The 18,754-nt window shown below is 62.7% G+C and carries 19 protein-coding genes; 18 read left to right on the top strand and 1 reads right to left on the bottom strand.

Annotation, left to right across the window (positions count from 1 at the left end):
* Positions 1-81: 81 nt before the first annotated feature.
* The 11 genes from PAN31117_RS01170 to PAN31117_RS01220 all read left to right on the top strand — a co-directional run bounded on the left by PAN31117_RS01170 (position 82) and on the right by PAN31117_RS01220 (position 10,678).
* Positions 82-1,203: an MlaE family ABC transporter permease gene (locus tag PAN31117_RS01170; protein WP_370855708.1), complete on the top strand. Its 1,122-nt coding sequence runs from the start codon at positions 82-84 to the stop codon at positions 1,201-1,203.
* The gene (locus PAN31117_RS01175) at positions 1,203-2,138 is read left to right on the top strand and encodes an ABC transporter ATP-binding protein (protein ID WP_246188861.1); all 936 of its coding nucleotides are present in this window, start codon (positions 1,203-1,205) and stop codon (positions 2,136-2,138) included. The genes PAN31117_RS01170 and PAN31117_RS01175 overlap by 1 nt, the downstream gene beginning before the upstream one ends.
* Positions 2,128-3,093, top strand: a complete 966-nt coding sequence (locus PAN31117_RS01180) for an MlaD family protein (protein ID WP_150736584.1) — start codon at positions 2,128-2,130, stop codon at positions 3,091-3,093. The genes PAN31117_RS01175 and PAN31117_RS01180 overlap by 11 nt, the downstream gene beginning before the upstream one ends.
* Complete coding sequence (locus tag PAN31117_RS01185) at positions 3,090-3,902, top strand: ABC-type transport auxiliary lipoprotein family protein (protein ID WP_246188862.1); 813 nt, start codon at positions 3,090-3,092, stop codon at positions 3,900-3,902. Before PAN31117_RS01180 ends, PAN31117_RS01185 begins: the two co-directional genes overlap by 4 nt.
* 15 nt (positions 3,903-3,917) lie before the next feature.
* Complete coding sequence (locus tag PAN31117_RS01190; RefSeq protein WP_150736585.1) at positions 3,918-5,090, top strand: VanZ family protein; 1,173 nt, start codon at positions 3,918-3,920, stop codon at positions 5,088-5,090.
* A gap of 275 nt (positions 5,091-5,365) precedes the next feature.
* A complete protein-coding gene (locus PAN31117_RS01195; RefSeq protein ID WP_150736586.1) occupies positions 5,366-6,907 on the top strand; it encodes an MFS transporter in 1,542 nt (513 codons plus the stop codon).
* A gap of 156 nt (positions 6,908-7,063) precedes the next feature.
* Entirely contained in the window at positions 7,064-7,396 is a 333-nt protein-coding gene (locus PAN31117_RS01200) for a (2Fe-2S) ferredoxin domain-containing protein (protein ID WP_150736587.1), read from the top strand.
* A gap of 63 nt (positions 7,397-7,459) precedes the next feature.
* Complete coding sequence (locus tag PAN31117_RS01205) at positions 7,460-8,098, top strand: alpha/beta hydrolase (protein WP_150736588.1); 639 nt, start codon at positions 7,460-7,462, stop codon at positions 8,096-8,098.
* Positions 8,099-8,227: 129 nt separating this feature from the next.
* Positions 8,228-9,544, top strand: coding sequence for a D-alanyl-D-alanine carboxypeptidase family protein (locus tag PAN31117_RS01210; protein WP_442417687.1), 1,317 nt, complete (start codon positions 8,228-8,230; stop codon positions 9,542-9,544).
* A gap of 19 nt (positions 9,545-9,563) precedes the next feature.
* Positions 9,564-10,412, top strand: coding sequence for a D-amino acid aminotransferase (locus PAN31117_RS01215; protein WP_150736589.1), 849 nt, complete (start codon positions 9,564-9,566; stop codon positions 10,410-10,412).
* Positions 10,409-10,678: an HP0495 family protein gene (locus tag PAN31117_RS01220; RefSeq protein ID WP_150736590.1), complete on the top strand. Its 270-nt coding sequence runs from the start codon at positions 10,409-10,411 to the stop codon at positions 10,676-10,678. Before PAN31117_RS01215 ends, PAN31117_RS01220 begins: the two co-directional genes overlap by 4 nt.
* 89 nt (positions 10,679-10,767) lie before the next feature.
* Here the strand turns inward: PAN31117_RS01220 and PAN31117_RS01225 are convergent, their stop codons facing one another.
* A complete protein-coding gene (locus tag PAN31117_RS01225) occupies positions 10,768-11,817 on the bottom strand; it encodes a transcriptional regulator GcvA (RefSeq protein ID WP_150736591.1) in 1,050 nt (349 codons plus the stop codon).
* Positions 11,818-11,917: 100 nt separating this feature from the next.
* On the opposite strand from PAN31117_RS01225, the gene PAN31117_RS01230 reads away from it, so the two are divergent.
* The 7 genes from PAN31117_RS01230 to PAN31117_RS01260 all read left to right on the top strand — a co-directional run bounded on the left by PAN31117_RS01230 (position 11,918) and on the right by PAN31117_RS01260 (position 18,747).
* Complete coding sequence (locus PAN31117_RS01230) at positions 11,918-12,250, top strand: DUF2917 domain-containing protein (RefSeq protein WP_150575328.1); 333 nt, start codon at positions 11,918-11,920, stop codon at positions 12,248-12,250.
* A gap of 205 nt (positions 12,251-12,455) precedes the next feature.
* Positions 12,456-13,391 (top strand): DMT family transporter, encoded by a 936-nt coding sequence (locus PAN31117_RS01235; RefSeq protein WP_150736592.1) that lies wholly within the window; start codon positions 12,456-12,458, stop codon positions 13,389-13,391.
* A gap of 109 nt (positions 13,392-13,500) precedes the next feature.
* The gene (gene lipB, locus PAN31117_RS01240; protein ID WP_150736593.1) at positions 13,501-14,214 is read left to right on the top strand and encodes a lipoyl(octanoyl) transferase LipB; all 714 of its coding nucleotides are present in this window, start codon (positions 13,501-13,503) and stop codon (positions 14,212-14,214) included.
* Between the two features lie 24 nt (positions 14,215-14,238).
* Complete coding sequence (gene lipA / locus PAN31117_RS01245; protein ID WP_039402093.1) at positions 14,239-15,246, top strand: lipoyl synthase; 1,008 nt, start codon at positions 14,239-14,241, stop codon at positions 15,244-15,246.
* Positions 15,247-15,702: 456 nt separating this feature from the next.
* Positions 15,703-16,587, top strand: a complete 885-nt coding sequence (locus PAN31117_RS01250) for an N-formylglutamate amidohydrolase (protein WP_150736594.1) — start codon at positions 15,703-15,705, stop codon at positions 16,585-16,587.
* A 1-nt stretch (position 16,588) separates the two neighbouring features.
* Positions 16,589-17,368, top strand: a complete 780-nt coding sequence (locus PAN31117_RS01255) for an IclR family transcriptional regulator (RefSeq protein WP_046290609.1) — start codon at positions 16,589-16,591, stop codon at positions 17,366-17,368.
* Positions 17,369-17,778: 410 nt separating this feature from the next.
* Positions 17,779-18,747, top strand: coding sequence for an ABC transporter substrate-binding protein (locus PAN31117_RS01260; RefSeq protein WP_150736595.1), 969 nt, complete (start codon positions 17,779-17,781; stop codon positions 18,745-18,747).
* Positions 18,748-18,754: the final 7 nt, after the last annotated feature.

An 18,754-nucleotide genomic window follows, 5' to 3' on the forward strand; every position in this document is an offset into this window, starting at 1 on the left:
GTACAATGACCGCGTTTTGCCGCGCATTTTGCCGGATCCATGCCGGATTTCGGCGAGTTTGTTGTCAGGAGATCCCCAGTTTTGAACCTCGATGCCGTACCCACTCTCGAGCTGACCACCTCGGCGCAAGGCCCGGTGGTCATGCTGCGCGGTCTGTGGACGGCGTTGGCGCTTTCTCAGCGCAAGAAGACGCTCATCGGGCTGGTGCGTGCGTTGCCTCACGGCGAGCTGGCGTGGGACCTCACTTGTGTGGAGCGCCTCGATCACGTTGGCGCGCAAGCCCTTTGGCGTTACTGGCAACGCAAGTACCCTCAGCGTATCGCGCTGACCGCCACACAGCGCGCGCTGTTCGATCACCTGGCCGAATTCGACCGCACGCGTCAGAGTCCTGTACCGAAGCGCCGCGTCGATCCCGTGAGCCAACTGGGCTATTCGCTCTTCACCCTTGGAGAGCATCTGCGCGACGGCGTCTCGATGTTCGGTCGATTCGTGATCGACCTCGGCCGTGTCGTTCGCCATCCGTCGCGCGCGCCATGGCTGGAGATGTCAGCGAACATCTACAGTGCCGGGGCGAAGGCACTCGGCATTACAGCGATGGTCGCGTTCCTGATCGGCATCGTTCTGTCCTATCTGTCAGCTCAACAACTGAAGTTGTATGGGGCAAGTACGTTTATCGTCAATATTCTCGGCCTGTCGGTGATCCGGGAATTGGGGCCAGTGCTTTCCGCGATTCTCGTCGCGGGGCGCTCAGGGTCGGCGATCACGGCGCAACTGGGTGTGATGCGCGTGACCGAAGAACTGGATGCCATGCGCGTGATGGACATCCCGCACGGTTTGCGACTCGTGTTGCCGAAGGTCATCGCGCTGGCCATCGCCATGCCGTTGCTCGTGATGTGGACGAACATTGTCGCGCTGCTCGGCGGCGCCATCGCCGCGAAGTACGAACTCGGCATCGGACTGCATTATTTCTTCACGACGCTGCCCAATGCCGTTCGTATTGCGAACTTGTGGATCGGTCTGGGGAAGGGCGTCGTCTTCGGCATGCTGATTGCGTTGGTGGCATGTCACTTCGGCATGCGCGTTAAACCCAACACACAAAGCCTTGGCGAGGGCACGACACAATCAGTCGTCACGTCGATCACCGTGGTGATTCTGGCGGATGCCGTCTTCGCCATCCTCTTTCGCAACGTGGGGATCGGCTGATGAGCGAACCTATCGTGCGCGATACTGCCAACACCGCTGCGGTCTCGTCGCCGCTGGCCCAGAGCGATGTGCTGTTCGGCGCGTCGGCCGGGTGCCCGCCGGTGTCGTCGACGTTACCGGGCGAAGCCGAGCCGGTCATCGAAGTTCGCGATCTCACGAAGCGCTACGGCACACACACGATTCACGAACATCTGGACCTCACCGTGCGTCAAAGCGAGATCATTGCGCTGGTCGGCGGGTCGGGGTCGGGCAAGACCACGCTGATTCGGCAGATCATCGGTCTCGAAGGGCCAACCAGCGGCCATATCAGCATCTTCGGACACGACATCACGATGATCGACCGGCGCACGGCGCATCTGCTGCGCCGTCGCTCGGGCATGTTGTTTCAGCGCGGCGCGCTGTTTTCCGCGATGACGGTGTTCGACAACATCGCGCAACCGCTGCGCGAGCTGCATACACTCTCGGAAGATTTGATTCGCGATGTGGTGATGTACAAGCTGGAGATGGTCGGGTTGTCGGGGCGCATGGCCAATCGCATGCCGTCGGAATTGTCGGGCGGCATGATCAAACGTGTCGGCATTGCGCGCGCCATCGCACTGGAGCCGGAGCTGCTGTTCCTCGACGAACCGACGGCCGGGCTCGATCCGCAGGCGTCGGACGAGTTCGTGGACATGGTGCGTGGCCTTCACCGCTCGCTCGGCCTGACGGTCGTAATGGTCACCCACGATCTCGACACGGTGATGATGCTGGCGACCCGTGTGGCGGTGCTGGCCGATCGCAAGGTGCTCGTGAACGCGCCGGTCGAAGATGTGGTGCGTGTCGATCACCCGTTCATTCACAGCTTCTTCCTCGGTGAGCGCGGTAGACGCGCGTTGCTGGCTTTGCCTGCGGCACGGCGCGCCAAGATTTCGGAGTTACTCGACGATGGAAAATAAATCGCACGCTTTCATGGCGGGCCTCTTCACACTGGCATTGCTCGCTGCCGTCGCCGCTTCGGTGTACTGGTTCAATCGCGACAACCGCGTTCGTGTGCCTTACGACCTGGTCTCGCGCACCAACGTGACGGGCCTCAATCCGGAGTCGGCCGTGCGTTATCGCGGTCTGGGCGTCGGCAAGGTCGAGTCGATCAAGTTTGATCCCCGCACGCCGGGTCAGATCCTGATTCGCATCCTCGTGAACGAAGGCACGCCGATGACCAAGTCGACGTTCGCCACGCTCAGTTATCAGGGCGTGACGGGGCTGGCCTTCGTGCAACTCGATGACGATGGGCATGACCGCACGTTGCTGTCTTCGTCCGAGACACAGGTCGCGCAATTGCGTTTGCGTCCGAGCTTCGTCGACGAGCTTCAGCGGCGTGGCAACAATCTCGTGCACCAGCTAGAGGAAGCGACGTCGTCGGTCAACAAGTTGCTCGATCCCGAGAATCGGCAGGCGATCGTCGATTCGATCAATAGTGTGAAGACCGCCGCCCAGAGCGTGAACCGTGTGGCGACGCAACTCGAACCGGTTACCAAACAACTGCCGGAAACCGTGCGCGAACTGAATGGAACGCTCGCTGGGGCGCATCGTCTGACGAATCAACTGACGGATCCGCAGGGACCGCTGGTGCGTAATCTGGATAGCGTGGGACGGGCGGCGGATCAGGCGGCATCGAGCCTTGCGGCGTTCCAGGGCACGATGCAGACGTTCGAAGGTTCGCTGCAACAGGAAGCGCTGCCGCGTCTGAATCGTCTGTCGGACGATCTGCGCTTCACGTCGCAGGCGGTGGGGCAAGCCGCAGAGACGATCAACCGCAATCCGCGCGCATTGCTCTTCGGCACGTCGCCGCCGCCGCCGGGGCCGGGTGAAGCCGGTTTCGCGTGGCCGAGTGGGGCCGGGGCAGGTCAATGATGCGCGACACCGTCACGCAAGGGGATATCGAGATGAATAACGGTAAGAGCGGTTTCGTCACGTGGCTGTTCGGTATTGGGGCCGCGCTCGGGACCGCGGCGCTGGTCGCCGGATGCGCCGCACCGACACCGTCGGGTGCATTGGCGCGCTTCGATCTTGGTCCGCCGACGATTCCTGCGTCGGCTGTGGCCGGTGCGAATGGTGCTGCCGGTGCCAACGCCCCCGCCGCGGATGTCGCGGCCACCGGTGCGCAGCAACTGTCGCCGCTCAAGGTCGTGGTTAGCGCACCGAGCTGGCTCGACTCGGACATGATCTATTACCGCTTGCCCGCCAGCGAGGGCGATCAGGCGCGCGTGTATGCGAACAGCCGCTGGCTTGCGTCGCCCGCGAGGCTCTTTGGCGATCGTCTGCGTGCGGCACTGTCCGTCGACCGTGCGGTGCTCGCCGCGGGCGACCCGGCGGCGGCCCCCGCGCTGCGCGTCGAGCTTGAAGAGTTCGCGCAGTACTTCGACAGCACGTCGGCCAGTCATGGCGTGGTGCAGGTCCGTGCGACGCTGTTCGACGGGCCGAAGCTGCTTGCGCAGACGACGTTGCGCTCCCAAGCCCCCGCCGCCACGGCGGATGCTGCCGGTGGCGCGCGTGCGCTGGCCACTGCGAGCGATGCGGTGCAGAAGCAGTTGATCCAGTGGCTCGCCGGACGTGTGCCGACCCCTTCGGCAACAACGCGTGCGCCTGCGCAGTCGCGTGCGTTGCCCGCCACGTCTTCGGCAGGTTCGTCGCCGGTGAGCGCTTCGGCGCCGTCGCGATAGCGGGTCGTCTCGCCGATGCCCGAGCAAGAAGTCAAACCCTGGCAACGACGCGCTTCTCCGCTTACGCGTCAGGCGCTGCTGTGCCTGATTCTGCTGATGGCCTACGCCAGCCTTTATCCGTTTGAGTTTCAGCGGGCGGCGGTCGGGCCGTTCGACTACCTGTTCGCGCCGCTGCCCCGTTGGATGACGATGTTCGATGTCGTCACCAACGTGCTGGGCTACATCCCACTGGGTGTGCTGACCGTATGGGCGTTGCATCCGGCATGGCGCGGCACGCGCGCGGTGTTCGCGGCGTTCGTGCTGGGCACGCTGCTCTCATGCGGCATGGAGGCGTTGCAGACGTATCTACCCACGCGCGTGGCGTCGAATGTCGATCTCGCGACGAATGCGCTGGGCGCGCTCATTGGCGGTGCGATTGCCGTACCGCTCACCAGCCCGTTGCTCGATCGCGGATGGCTCCGTCATTTGCGCTTCGCGTGGTTCGAGCGTCATGCGAGCCTGCTGCTCGTGTTGCTGGCGCTGTGGCCGTGGGCGCAGGCGTACCCGCAGCAGTTTCTCTTTGGCGACGGCGACCTTGTCCGGCAAATCTGGCTCTGGCAGGACCCGGATATCACCGATCTGGTCCTCGACTGGGTGCCGAAGCTCGGGGAATTGCAGGACTATCTGTCGGCGCTGGATGCCGTTGCGAGCCACGCCCTGTGGGAGACGGTCGTGACGGCGAGCGGCACGATTCTCGCGGGGTTGCTCGCGACGCTGGCCATGCGTCGCACGGCACCGCGTGTGCCGCTGCTGTGCGCGATGTTCATCAGCGCTTTCGCGATCAAGGCGATTGCGGCCGCATGGCAGTTCTCGCCTTCGCAGGCGTTCGACTGGGTGACCGCAGGCGCAATTTACGGATTGGTCGTCGGCGCGCTCGTGCTGATCGTCGCCGGGCGCGGGCCGCGTTTTCTGCGGGGCGCCGTTGCGCTCGCGGCGCTGGTCGTCCTGCTCGTCTTCGTCAATCTTCTGCCTGCGAATCCCTACTACGAGGCGGCGCTTCAGTCATGGCGTCAGGGGCAGTACGTGCACTTCAACGTGCTGGCTCGCTGGCTCGCATGGACTTGGCCGTATCTCGTGCTGATCTACCTACTCGCGATGTTCGACCCGAGCCATCGCGGTCCGGCGCGTCGCGGAGGCAAGCCGGACTGACGCCGACGCGCGCCCGGAAATTCGGCATTTTTTGCAGGCGCGTCGATGCACCCGCCGGAACGGCGAAATGTCCGTCAAGGCCCGTCCGGTAAGCGTTTTCGGTTGATTTCCCCGCGCCATTGTTTCCAAATTGGAAATAGCGTATTGGCCGTCTGCCCATTGGTGAGGCCACCCTCGACTCCTAAACTCTCATGTAAGGCGTACTGACACTGGGTGCGCCACGACCGCCCGGCATCTACAGGCAGATCCCGGGCGGTTTTCATTGGGGAGCGAAGATGAGTACCTGGGGATTGATGTTTGCGCACAAGACACGGCAGCGCGTGCTGATGGCTGTGATCGCGGCGGCCACCGGCATCGAGATGCTGGAGAACGGCATGTTCGTGTTCGCGTCGTCGCATATCGCGGGCGGCGTCGGCGCAGCCCCGGAAGAGTACGCCTTCGTTTCTACGCTCTACGCCGTCGCCGGCATTCTCGTCATTCTCAAGCAACGCTGGCTCGCGTCGCGTCTGGGCTATCGCGCGTTTCTGACCGGTGCGCTCACGCTCATGGCTTTCGGCGCATGGCTGTGTGGCATGGCACACAACCCGGTGGAGCTTGCTGTGGCGCGCTTTGTGCTCGGACTCGGGGCGGGGTCGCTGTTCACGGCGAGCCGCATTCTGATCAACCTGTGTTTCGCGCCCGAACTGCGGCTGCGTGCGCTGCTGTTCTTCACCTATGGCTTCTTCGGTGCGCAGATCTCCGCGCCCTTGCTGGCGAGCTATCTCGTCGATCATTTCCTGTGGTCGTCGGTGTTCTTCGCCGTCGTGCCGATTGCGCTCGCCGGGGCACTGGCGTCGTGGCTCGTCATTCCGGATTTTCGCGAACGTCTGCGCGACGAAGGTGAATTCGAAATGCGCGGCATCGTGTTCTTCGCGGCGGGCGTGCTGTTTGTCGAAGTCATGATGCAGCGCTCGCGCTTCGACTTCTTCTCCAGCCCGCTGCATCTGCTCGAACTCTGTCTGGTCGGGGCGATCTGCGCCATCGGCTATATGTGGCATCAGTACTCGCATCACAAGCCGCTGATCGACTTCCGCGTGCTCGTGCGCAACCCCGTGTATGTACTCGGGCTGGGCGGGTACGCGGTGTACTACTTCTTCTCGTATTCGACGTCTTACCTGTTCCCGATCTATATGCAGCAGGGGCTGAACTGGAGCGTCGAGCACACGGGATATTTGCAAGCGGTGGCGTCGGTGACGAGTCTCGTCGTGGCCGTGATTTACACGATGGCGCGCCCGAAGTTCGTGAAGCTCAAACCGTTCGTGCTGCTCGGCTATCTGTGCCTGCTCGGCTACGCGTTCTTGCTGTCGCAGAGCTATCAAGGCGTGTCGAGTCAGTGGCTGATTCTGCCGATGGTGCTGAGCGGTCTTGGCGGCGTGTTCGCGATGATTCCGATTGCCGAGATGACGTTTCGCGGCATGGACGAGTACGTCTTCCAGCATGGCTATCAGACGAAGAACATCGTGCGTCAGTTGGTGAGTTCGATGTCGGTGTCCGTCATGGCCGTACTCATGCAGGACCGTCAGGCCGTCTTCATGCATCAACTGACGCCCGCGATGACGCCGCTGAACCCGGCCTACAACGCGGCCGTCTCGCAGGCGCAGCAGACGTTCGGCGCAAGTGTCGATGCGACGACGGCGGCGCACATGGCGTCGGCGTGGGTGGGCAATCTCGCGTCGCAACAGGCACTGGTGCTCTCGTGTGTGAACGTATTCTTCGGCTTCGCATGTCTGGCTGCCTTCTGTGCCTTGTTCATGGCGGTGCAGCGGCGTCTTCGCTGATCGGTGTCCGGCTGTCCCGGAATCTTCATTTCCTCATCTCTTCGGTGCCGGGCGCTGAGTGCGCCCGCCGGGGCCGTCCGCAATGCCTGAGCAGGTCGGTTAGAATGCCCGCAACACGTCGTTACGTTGCCCATTCCCCCACATAAAAGCACCGACATGGCCACCACCCAGTCGCAGTACTACAAGCATCACGTGTTCTTCTGTCTCAACCAGCGCGAAGCGGGCGCCGACCGTCCGTCGTGCGCGAACTGCAACGCGCAGTCGATGCAGGAATACGCCAAGAAGAAGGTCAAGCAACTCGGTCTGGCCGGTCCCGGTCAGGTGCGTGTGAACAAGGCCGGATGCCTGGACCGCTGCGAGCTGGGGCCGGTCGTCGTGATCTATCCCGAAGGGACCTGGTACACGTATATCGACGAGACCGATATCGACGAAATCGTCGAGAAGCACCTGGCGAAAGGCGAGATCGTCGAGCGCCTGCTGATCGACTGATCGACTGACCGGCCGCATTGTCGACGCATGCATGCGGCTTCGCACTCCAGACCTACTTCGCTCATGAACGCTCAGACTGAACGCTTCACCATCGACGGCCCGGTCGGCGCCATCGAAATCGCTATCGACCGCCCGGCCGGTGGGTCGGAAAATCTGCGCGGCATCACCCTCGTCGCGCATCCGCATCCGCTGTTCGGCGGCTCGCTCGACAACAAGGTGGCGCAAACGCTCGCGCGTGCTTTCGTCCAGCTCGGTTACGCCGTGGTGCGTCCGAACTTCCGTGGCGTGGGTAAGAGCGAAGGCGAACACGACAAAGGCATCGGCGAGCGCGACGACCTGATGGCCGTCATCGCCTGGATGCGTCAGCAGCCGGGATGGGAAACCCAACCGCTCGCACTCGCGGGCTTCTCTTTCGGCACGTTCGTGCTTTCGCACGTGGCCAAGGCGCTCGAAGCCGCAGGCACGCCTGCCCAACGTCTGGTGTTCGTCGGCACGGCTGCAAGCAACTGGGACGTGGCCACGGTGCCTGCCGACACGCTCGTCATCCACGGCGAGAAGGACGACACGGTTCCGCTGCAATCGGTGCTGGACTGGGCGCGTCCGCAAACCTTGCCCGTCGTGGTAATCCCCGGTGGCGAACACTTTTTCCACGGCCTGTTACCGCTGCTGAAACAGATCGTGGTCGATGCGTGGCGTCATTGATACATCTGGCCCGAATTTCGGGCCGTTTCGTCTGACAGCGACCTGCTTCGCTGGGGACGTCGGATGGCGACGGGTATAATTCGCCTCTGAACCTTGTCGTGCCGTGTCGGGTCTATTTCTCCGGACGGCATGGCTCCGGCGCTCCGGTGCCGCCGTCTTCTTCGCCGTGCCGCGCTCGCCAAAGCGTGGGTTGCACGGCGCCTTCAAGCGCAGATGCCTCTGAGTTTTGCTTCGCTCACTTCGTTTTTCTCATCGCCAATGAAATTCAACGCTTCGCTGTCCCGTGCCGCCGCCGCCGCGGCGATTGTCGCTTGTGGCTCGCTTGCTACGCTTCCCGCTCGTGCTCAACAGATTCCGCCGCCGCCGATGTCGGCCAAGGCGTGGACGATTGTCGACGTCACCAGCGGTCAGGTGCTCGCCGCCGGTGACCCGGATGCCCGCGTGGAGCCGGCTTCGCTCACGAAGATCATGACGACGTATCTGGTCTTCGAAGCCCTTCGCGACAAGCGCATCTCGATGGACCAGACCGTCATTCCGGGCGAGTCGGTTCGCAAGGTGGGTCGTGACGAATCGCGTATGTTCATTGAAGCCGGCAAGCCGGTCTCGGTGCGCGATCTGGTCTCGGGCATGATCATCCAGTCAGGTAACGACGCCTCCATCGCGCTGGCCGAACTCGTCGGCGGCTCGCAGCCGGGCTTCGTCGAGCTGATGAACCGCGCTGCGCAGCGCATGGGTCTGAAGAACACCCATTACACGAACGTCGACGGTCTGACCGACCCGCAGCACTACACGACGGTCGCCGACATCGCCACGCTGTCGACGCACATGATTCAGGACTTCCCCGAGTACTACAAGATTTACTCGGAGAAGAGCTTCACGTACAACAACATCCGCCAGCCGAACCGTAACCGTCTGCTGTCGCTCGACCCGACGGTCGATGGCCTGAAGACCGGCCACACCAAGGAAGCGGGCTACTGCCTCGTGTCGACGGCGTCGCGTCCGTTGCCGGGCGCAGCGGGCGTGAACCGTCGTGTGTTGTCGGTGGTTGTGGGCGAGCCGACCGAACGCGCGCGCGTGCAGGACAGCCTCTCGGCGCTGAACTACGGCTATCAGAACTTCGACACGCTGCGCGTGTACGGTGCGAATCAGGTCGTGGCCACGCCCAAGGTCTGGAAGGGCAAGGACAGTGAGCTGAAGATCGGCGTGAAGAAGGACACCTTCATCACCGTGCCCAAGGGCATGGCCGACAAGATCAAGCCGCAGCTCGAACTGCGCGAGCCGCTGATTGCACCGATCGCCAACGGCGCGCAGGTCGGCACCGTCAAGGTCATGGCCGATGGCAAGCAACTGGCCGAATTCCCGGTCGTGGCGCTGGCCGACGTGGCGCAGGCCAGCTTCATCGGCCGTGCATGGGACGCCCTGCGTCTGATGTTCGTGAAGAAGTAACCGGGAAGCCATCCGCATCATGAACAACCCCACCGTCTGGCTCAATGGCGAACTGATTGCGCTTGCCGACGCGAAGATTTCCGTCCTCGACCGAGGTTTCCTCTTCGGGGACGGGATCTACGAAGTCGTGCCGGTCTACCATGGCAAGCCGTTCCGTCTTGCGCAGCATCTCGACCGCCTTGAGCGCAGTCTCGCGGAAATCCGCATCGCAAACCCGTACACGCGTGCCGAATGGGAGGCGCTCTTCGCGCGTCTGTCGGCCACGTGTTCGGCCGATCCGCACAGCGTCTACGTGCAGGTCACGCGCGGTGTCGCGCCGCGTCAGCACACGTTCCCGAAGGACATCACGCCGACCGTGTTCGGCATCGCCACGCCGCTTACGCTGCCGAGCCGCGAGAAGGTGGAGCAGGGCGTCGGCGCGGTCACGCATGAAGACCGTCGCTGGCTGAACTGCCACATCAAGTCGACGTCGCTGCTGGGCAACGTGCTGATGGCGCAATACGCGGCCGATCACGAGGTGCAGGAGACGATCCAGTTCCGCGACGGGCTGCTGACCGAAGCGTCGTCGAGCAACGTGTGGGTGATCAAGCACGGTGCAATGGCCGCGCCGCAGCGTGATAATCGGATTCTCGAAGGCATTCGCTACGGCGCGCTCGAATCGTTCGCGCAGGAATGCGGTATCGCGTTCGAGGAGCGTGCGGTGAGCGAAGCGGAAGTGCGCGACGCCGACGAACTGCTGATTACGTCTGCCACGAAGGAAGTGCTGGCCGTTGTCTCGCTCGACGGCAAGCCGGTGGGCGACGGCAAGCCGGGTCCCGTCTTCCGCGCGCTTTATGCGGCGTATCAACGCGCCAAGGAGGCACTATGACGGAAGAGAAGAAGAGCCTGATCGAGTTTCCGTGCGACTTCCCCATCAAGGTGATGGGGCATGCGCAGGACGGCTTTGCGCAGGCCATCGTGGAGTTGCTGCGCGAGTTCGATGCGCAGTTCGACGCGGCGACCGTGGAAATGCGTCCGTCCAGCACGGGCAAGTATCTCGGTCTGACCGTCACGGTGCGCGCGCATTCGCAGGCGCACCTCGACGACATCTACCGCAAGCTGACGGCGCATCCGATGGTGAAGGTGGTGCTGTAAGCGACGCAGTATCGATGCGCGCCTGAGGGTGCCTCGGGCGCGCGTCCACCGATCAAACTCTCCGGCATTTCCGGCCTGAACCTGAATGATCAGGCATGCGTCGGCGCACCGTCGTCGGGCAGCTTCGCCGGATCGAGACCCAGTTGGGCATCGGTCGCCATTTCTCCCATTTCGCCAGCCGTCGCGGCCATCCCGGCCGCCAGCGCAGCGCGACTCGGCTGCGTCGGACGCCGCCGTGTGTCCTTCACCAGCTCGAACGCCGCGACTTCCTCCAGAAACCACGTTCTGAACGCCTGTACGCGTTTCGTCTCCAGCGCACCCAGCGGACACACGAAGAAGTAATCCCATTCGCAAGGTGTATCGACGTCGGACAGCCGCACGAGGCGTCCCGCCATGATGTCGCCGACCGCGAGCGAACGACGCACCAGCGCCACCCCCTGACCGACAATGGCGGCCTGCGAGAGCATGCCGGAATCCTCGTACATCATTCCTTGCATCGGCTCGGGGATATCGAAGCCTGCGCACGCGAACCACGGGGCCCACGGCTCATCTTGCGAGCGCAGCAGCGTGCTGTGGCGAAATTCGTCGGCGCTCTGCGGCAGCTTGCCGTCGTTATAGGACGGACTGCACGCGGGGAAGAAGACGTCGTCGAGCACCTTCTCGATATGCAGCCCCGGCCAGTTGCCCTTACCCATGCGCAGGGCGACGTCGACATCGTCGCGCTCGAAATCGGTCAGTTGTGCGCTGCATCGCAACTCCACTTCCAGTTCCGGATGTCGATCGATGAAGCGGCCGATGCGCGGCGTCAGCCAGCGACTGGCGAACGACGGCATGGTGGTGAGCACCAGACGCCGCTCGCTGCGCGTGCCCGCTTGCAGCTTGCGCGTGGCCTGCGCAATGTCGGTGAGGGCGGCGCGGATCGACGCGGCGTACTGACGTCCCGCCGGTGTGATGCTGATGCGCTTGCCGTTGCGGGCGAACAGCGTGGTGCCCAGCTCCTGCTCCAGCGCGCGAATCTGATGGCTGATCGCGCCGTGCGTGACGAACAACTCTTCCGCCGCACGGGAAAAGCTCTCCAGGCGGGCAGCCGCCTCGAAGGCGCGCAAGGCGCTCAGGTTGGGAAGTCTCCGAAGGTCCATGTGAGCTCTATTCGCAAGGCCGTGAAAATATGTCGTTTGGTACGGCGCCCGCCAGTCCCTATGATTCAGTCATTGTCTCGCACTGAGTGGGGGTCGTAAAATGCAAAACAATTTGACAAAGGTTCAGTACTTCTACGGTCTTCGCCCGGGCGAAGTGATCACGCTCGATCTGCACCATGAGCATACGCTCGTCGCACGTGGCTCGTCGGTCTGGGTGACACGTGCTGGCGATCCGCGCGATTACTGGCTCACGCCGGGGCAGCGTCTGGCCGTCGAGCCGGGACGCCGTTACTGGGTATCTGCCGACGAGACGGCCGAGGCCGAACTGGAGCGCGAAGTCTCCCGTCGCTTTCCGGTGATGCGCCTGCTTCGCAAGTGGCTGGCTGGCCGTCGGGCAGCGCGTGAAGCGAATTCCTGCACCTGCGCCGCCTGATATCACTGGCAATCCGATCGATATGCCGGGCCCCGGCCCGTGAAATCCACGCGCTCAATGGCGACAGTCGCCGGACGAGCGCGTGTTTCGTTTGGGCCGAGGAAGTTCGAACCTCGGTTCTGTTAATTGAATTCACAACAAGACGCGCAATAATCGAATCAAAATTACAGCGATAACGCGTCGAAACAAGAGAAGTCGTCCCCCGATGAGCCAAGCTTCGCCCCCTGCCCCGATGCCATCCTCCGTTACACCGAACCCGCAAGCCGATGAACGCCTTGGGCGTTTGCTGATGATCGCGGCGATGGTGATCTCCGGCACGATCGGCTACTTCGTGCTGATGTCGGGCCAGCCCGCGCTCAATGTGGTGTTTTTCCGCTGCCTGATCGGTGCGCTCAGCCTGTGCGGCTGGTGTGCGCTTCGCGGTTACTGGCGCGGATTGCGCATGACGCGCTGGCAGGTGGTGAACGTGACGCTTGGGGCCATCACGCTCGTCTCGAACTGGTACTTCCTGTTTACGGCTTACCGGTTGACCTCGGTCGGTATTACGACCGTCGTCTATAACGTCCAGCCGTTTCTGCTGGTGCTCGCCAGCGTGATCGTCACGCGCGAGCGGCCGTCGCTGGCCACGCTCGGCTGTCTGGGTGTGGCGTTCGCCGGGCTGGTGATCCTGGCCGAGCCGGGGGGCGTGCATGGCGCGGGTTACCTGATCGGTGTGGCGAGTGCGCTGGCCGCTGCGTCGCTTTACGCCGCGACCACGCTTTTCACCAAGAAGCTGGCCGGGACGATTCGTCCCGAGATCATTGCCGCGCTGCACATGGTCATCGGCGCGGTCGTTTTTGTCTGGATGGCGGACTTCCACCATTTGCCGTCGGCACCGCGCGAGGTCGGCGCCATCGTCACGCTGGGCCTTTTCCACACGACGTTCATGTATTTGTTGCTCTACGGGGCGTTTCAGAAAGCATCGACGTCGAGTCTGGCGGTGTTCGGCTTCGTCTACCCCGTGGTGGCCGTGGCGGTGGACTTTCTGGCGTTCGGCATCGTGCTGCACCCGACGCAGTGGCTGGGCGGCGTGATGATTTTGCTCGCGGCCGGGTGGTATGCCCGGGGTCTGGGCGCAGCACCTGTCCGAAAGGCGGCCTGAGCCTGCGGATCTGACGCCGGTGACCGTTGCGGCCGGGCAACACCGGGCGCAGCGCCTTGCCGGGCGTGGCTTCGAGCAAGACTGGCGTGGTTTCGCTAAAATTGCGTCCATGACCTCCCCGATCGAAGTTTGCTGGCGCGGCATAGAAGACTACGCCACCTCGTTCGACGCCATGCGCGCGTACACCGATGCGCGTGGCTCGCACGGCCCCGACCAGCTCTGGATCGTCCAGCATCCGCCCGTCTACACGCTCGGACTCGCTGGCGATCCCGCTCACCTGCTCGTTGCCAACACCGGTATCCCGCTCGTCAAAGTCGACCGCGGTGGCCAGATCACGTATCACGGCCCCGGTCAGGTGGTGATCTATCTGCTCGTGGACCTGCGACGCCGCAAGCTCGGTGTGCGCGAAATGGTGCGTCTGATCGAGCAGGCGGTGATCGACACCCTTGCAGCGTATAATCTCGACGTTGAGCGCCATGCCGGCGCGCCAGGTATCTATGTGAGCCCGGGCGATGGCACTGTGGCGCATGCCGGCGCGAAGATCGCTGCGCTCGGGTTGAAAATCCGCAACGGATGCAGTTATCACGGCGTTTCGCTCAATGTCGCGATGGATCTGCACCCGTTCGACTGGATCAATCCGTGCGGTTACGCCGGTTTGCAAACCGTAGACATGGCCACGCTTGGCGTGGCTCCCCGCTGGGATGAAGTGGCCGCGCGACTGGCGCAGCAACTCGGTCATCACCTCGAACAGCACCCCGCGACGACAGTTGCCGCGCCGCAGGCCGATACGAATTCGGCCGCCAGCGCAGACGCCGCCGCCTGATTGGACGCCTGGAAAGCCCCCATCATGACCACCGTGACTCAGAACGACAGCACGAACAAAGAAGTTCGCACGATCGACGGCGATTACGACGCCACCGCGAAGCAGAAGTCGCAAGCCAAGACGGCGCGCATTCCGATCAAGATCGTGCCGATCGAGCGCCTGAAGAAGCCGGACTGGATTCGCGTGAAGGCGGCCACTCATACTTCCCGTTTCTACGAGATCAAGCAGATCCTGCGCGAACACAATCTGCACACGGTCTGTGAAGAAGCGAGCTGCCCGAACATCGGCGAGTGCTTCGGCAAGGGCACGGCCACGTTCATGATCATGGGCGACAAGTGCACGCGCCGTTGCCCGTTCTGCGACGTCGGCCACGGCCGCCCGGATCCGCTGGACGTCGATGAGCCGCTGAACCTCGCGAAGACGATCGCCGCGATGCGTCTGAAGTACGTCGTGATTACCAGCGTGGACCGTGACGACCTGCGCGACGGCGGTGCTCAGCACTTCGTCGATTGCATCCGCCATGTGCGTGAGCTGTCGCCGTCGACCCGCATCGAAATCCTGACGCCGGACTTCCGCGCGCGTCTCGACCGCGCACTGGGCATTCTCAATGCCGCACCACCCGACGTGATGAACCACAACCTCGAAACGGTGCCGCGTCTGTATAAGGAAGCGCGTCCCGGCTCGGACTACCAGCACTCGCTCACGCTCCTCAAGGAGTTCAAGGCGCAGCATCCGGACGTGTCGACGAAGTCGGGCCTGATGGTCGGTCTGGGTGAGACGGATGAAGAAATTCTTCAGGTGATGCGCGACATGCGTGCGCACAATGTCGACATGCTGACGATCGGTCAGTACCTGCAACCGTCGGAACACCACCTGCCGGTGCGTCGTTACGTGACGCCCGACACGTTCAAGATGTTCGAGGAAGAAGCGTACAAGATGGGCTTCACCCATGCGGCCGTTGGCGCAATGGTGCGTTCGAGCTATCACGCCGATGTGCAGGCGCACGAAGCAGGCGTGGCCGACGCTATCTGAGCGGATTCCTTCCGGCACCCGTCCGGACGGAAGCATCACGAAAACGGATCGTCGAAAGGCGGTCCGTTTTTTTTCGTCCTTACCATCTCTGCGTTCGGGCATTTAACGAACGCACCGCTGCCGTCGACCGTTAGCTGGACACCAATACTCGATTACGGCACGTCACAAGTCGCGCTCGGTTCAGTAGCCGATACGCACCACTGGCATCCCCGGATGCCGACTAACGCGTCCGAATGCCTACGATACGCGCCGCCATTTGCAACGATCGTCGCCGAACGGCCTGCGTTACTCCAATCCGACAGCTTCATCTCCCTCGAAATATGTTGTAACAACCGTCACCTTGTGGCGCTGGGTGCGTTGTTCCAGAATATTGAAACTTTGTTTTGCTTGGCAAAACACTGCGCTCATCATGGTTATTGGGCGAGCGGATGTTCCGGATGCACGCCAGGAGGCAGCATGTCCCGTCAGGTCACTGAGGGCCGATTTTTCGTTGAAGCACCGCAAGGTGGCGCATTGCGCCACGGGGGGCACTTGCCTCTGGTGATCGACGCGCCTCACAGCGGCCATGTGTTCCCGCCGGACTTCGACACGATTGCCCCGACAGCCGCGATCCTCGCCTGCGGCGACGCCCACGTCGACGAACTCTGGTCCGTCGCGACGCATCACGGCGCGACGCTCGTGGCCGCGCTTTTCCCGCGCGCCTATATCGACCCGAATCGCGCCGAGCACGACATCGACCCCGAACTGTTGGCGAGCCTGTGGCCGCACGATGCGCGTCCGCAAGGCTATAGCGAGCGTGGCGTCGGTTTGTTGCACAGGTTTGCCGCCCCTAACGTACCGCTCTACGACCGACGTCTGACGGTGGCCGAAGTCGAGCGACGGATTCACGACTACTACCTGCCGTACCGCCATGCGTTGCGCGATGCGCTCGATTCCGCATGGCAGCGTCACGGCGTGGTCTGGCATCTCGACTGTCATTCGATGCGTTCGCGCGGCGGGGCGCTCGATCCCGATGCTGGCATGGCGCGCCCCGACGTACTCGTGAGCGACGGCGACGGCACTACCGCAGACCCTGCGTTTTCGCGTTGGGTGATCGCCGAATTCACGCGTCTCGGATTTCGTACGGCCTACAACGTGCCGTATCGGGGAGGCGATCTGGTGCGTCATTTTGGATGCCCCGCCGAGCGGCGTCACAGCGTGCAGATCGAACTGAATCAGGCGCTTTATCTGAATGAATCTAGCGGAGAAAAGCATGACGGCTTTTCGACGCTGCAATCTCAACTTGGCCAATTTGCGGCGGCGCTTGCCGCCTATGCCGAACAACATAGCGAGGAAGTTTGAGATGGACTACACAGTCGCTTCGGTCGACACAGCGCTTTCGCTGCTGTCGCTGGTTGGGGAGTGCCCCGGCCTGGGTGTGACGGAACTGGCGCAGCGCGCCGGCCTGAACAAGTCGCGGGCGTTTCGTCTGCTGGCGACGCTGGAACAGCACCGGTGGGTGGTTCGCGAGGGCAGTCCGGTGACCTATGTGCTGGGTGCGCAGGCATTGGTGCTCGGCGTGGCAGGTCATGAACAGGTCAACCTCGTGAAGGTCGCCCATCGTCACCTGCAGGCGCTCAACCGTGCGCTCAACGAGAACATCCAGTTGCGCGTGCGCGACGGTCTCGAATCGCTGTGCGTCGCGCGCGTGGAATCGACGCATGAGTTGCGCGTACATGGCGTGGTCGGCAATCGTCGCCCGTTGTACGTCGGTGCGTCGGGCCGCGTGCTGCTGGCCTTCGCGTCGGACGACGTCCGTGCGCAGGTGCTGGGTCGTCCCCGCAAGCGCTTCACGGCGGGCACGCTGATCGAGCGCGACGAACTGGCGGCCGAACTGCTGAACGTGCGCCGTCAGGATTGCGCGGTGAGCTTTGGCGAACTCGCGCCGGAAGCCGTCTCGGTCGCGGTGCCGGTGCGCGATGCGTCGGGCGAAGTGATTGCCTCGCTGTCGGCCTCGGGCCCATCGTCGCGCATGACGCGTGCATTGCTGCCCGATATCTCGTCGCGCCTGTCGGCCTGTGCCGCAGAGATTTCGGCCGCACTGGGTTATCACACGCCGGTCCCGGAAGCGCTATCCGCCTAGTGCGCTGAGCGCACCCGGCGGCAAGCGGGAGCCATTGACATTGCCCGACTCCGCCGGAATCCGAACCTCCCATCGAAGGCCCTGCCGCCACAGGCAGGGGCTTTCAAGGGAGGGTTTGTTTCTTTCAATGGTCCGTTGTGATGCATCGAACCTCAGGCTCATCCGGCCTGATCGCGTGAAATCTCCCAATTTCACCGTATTTTCTGGAAATCCAGAAACTATCTGTGCTTGCTTTCCGGTTTTCCGTATAAGCGACCATCGGGTTTTCCACAGCTTCCCACAATAAAATCAATCACTTGTAACGCTGGCATAAGTATTGCTTTCTAACGCACGTGCTGCCGCCGTTTCCGAATTCCTGTTGGAAATCCGGAAACCCAGAGCAAGCCGTTCTAATAAAGAGAGGAGACCTTATGTTCAAGCATTGCCTTGCCGCCGCTGCGCTGTGTGCAGCTTCGCTACACGCTTTTGCCGACGACCTCGTGCGTCTGGGGAACCTGAAGTTCGCCCACTACGGCGCTGTGTCGTATATGAAAGTGATTGGACCGAAGTACGGCCTGAAGATCGAGGAACGGATGTTCGCCAAGGGTGTGGACATCATGCCGGCCATCGTGGCCGGTCAGATCGACGTGTCGGCAAGCGCGCTTGACGCCGCTATCGCAGGTCGCGCTCAGGGCGCACCGATTTACGCGGTGGCCGGTTTCGCCAAGGGGGGCGTGCGTATCGTGGCCAAGAAGGGTTTGCCGATCACTAAGATCGCCGATCTCAAGGGCCGCAAAGTGGGCGTGGCCCGTGGCGGTGCGCAGGAACTGATTCTGTACGCGGAACTGGCCAAGGCCGGTCTGACGTGGTCGGATCAGCCGGGCAAAGACGTGCAGATCCTCTTCATGGCTTACGCCGACCTGAATCAGGCGGTCGCTGCAGGTAGCATCGACGCAATGTGCCAGTCGGAGCCGCAAGCGTCGCAAGCCATCAACAAGGGCTTTGGTGTTGAAGTGCTCAAACCGTACGACACGCCGATCGGCGAGCCGGTGCGTGCGCTCGTGATCACCGAGAAGCTCTACAAGGAAAAGCCGGACGTGGCCCAACGTCTGATGTACGCCTTCGTCGAAGCGACCGACTACTTCATCAAGAACCCGAAAGCGGCCGAGAAGTTCGTTCGCGAAGACATGTTCAAGAATCAGATCACCGAACAGGACTTCACGGACGCTATCGGCAACTCGCCGTATAGCTACGACCTGACGCTGTCGCACGTGCAACTCACGACCGACCTGATGAAGAAGTACGGCGTGGGCAAGTTGCAGGATCCGGTGCCGAAGGCTGAAGACTGGGTCAAGCTCGACCTGCTCGCCAAGGCGAAAGCCAAGCTGAACATCAAGTAAGGCGAGG

The organism is Pandoraea anapnoica, from assembly GCF_902459765.1.
In the GTDB taxonomy this organism is placed as follows: Bacteria; Pseudomonadota; Gammaproteobacteria; order Burkholderiales; family Burkholderiaceae; genus Pandoraea; species Pandoraea anapnoica.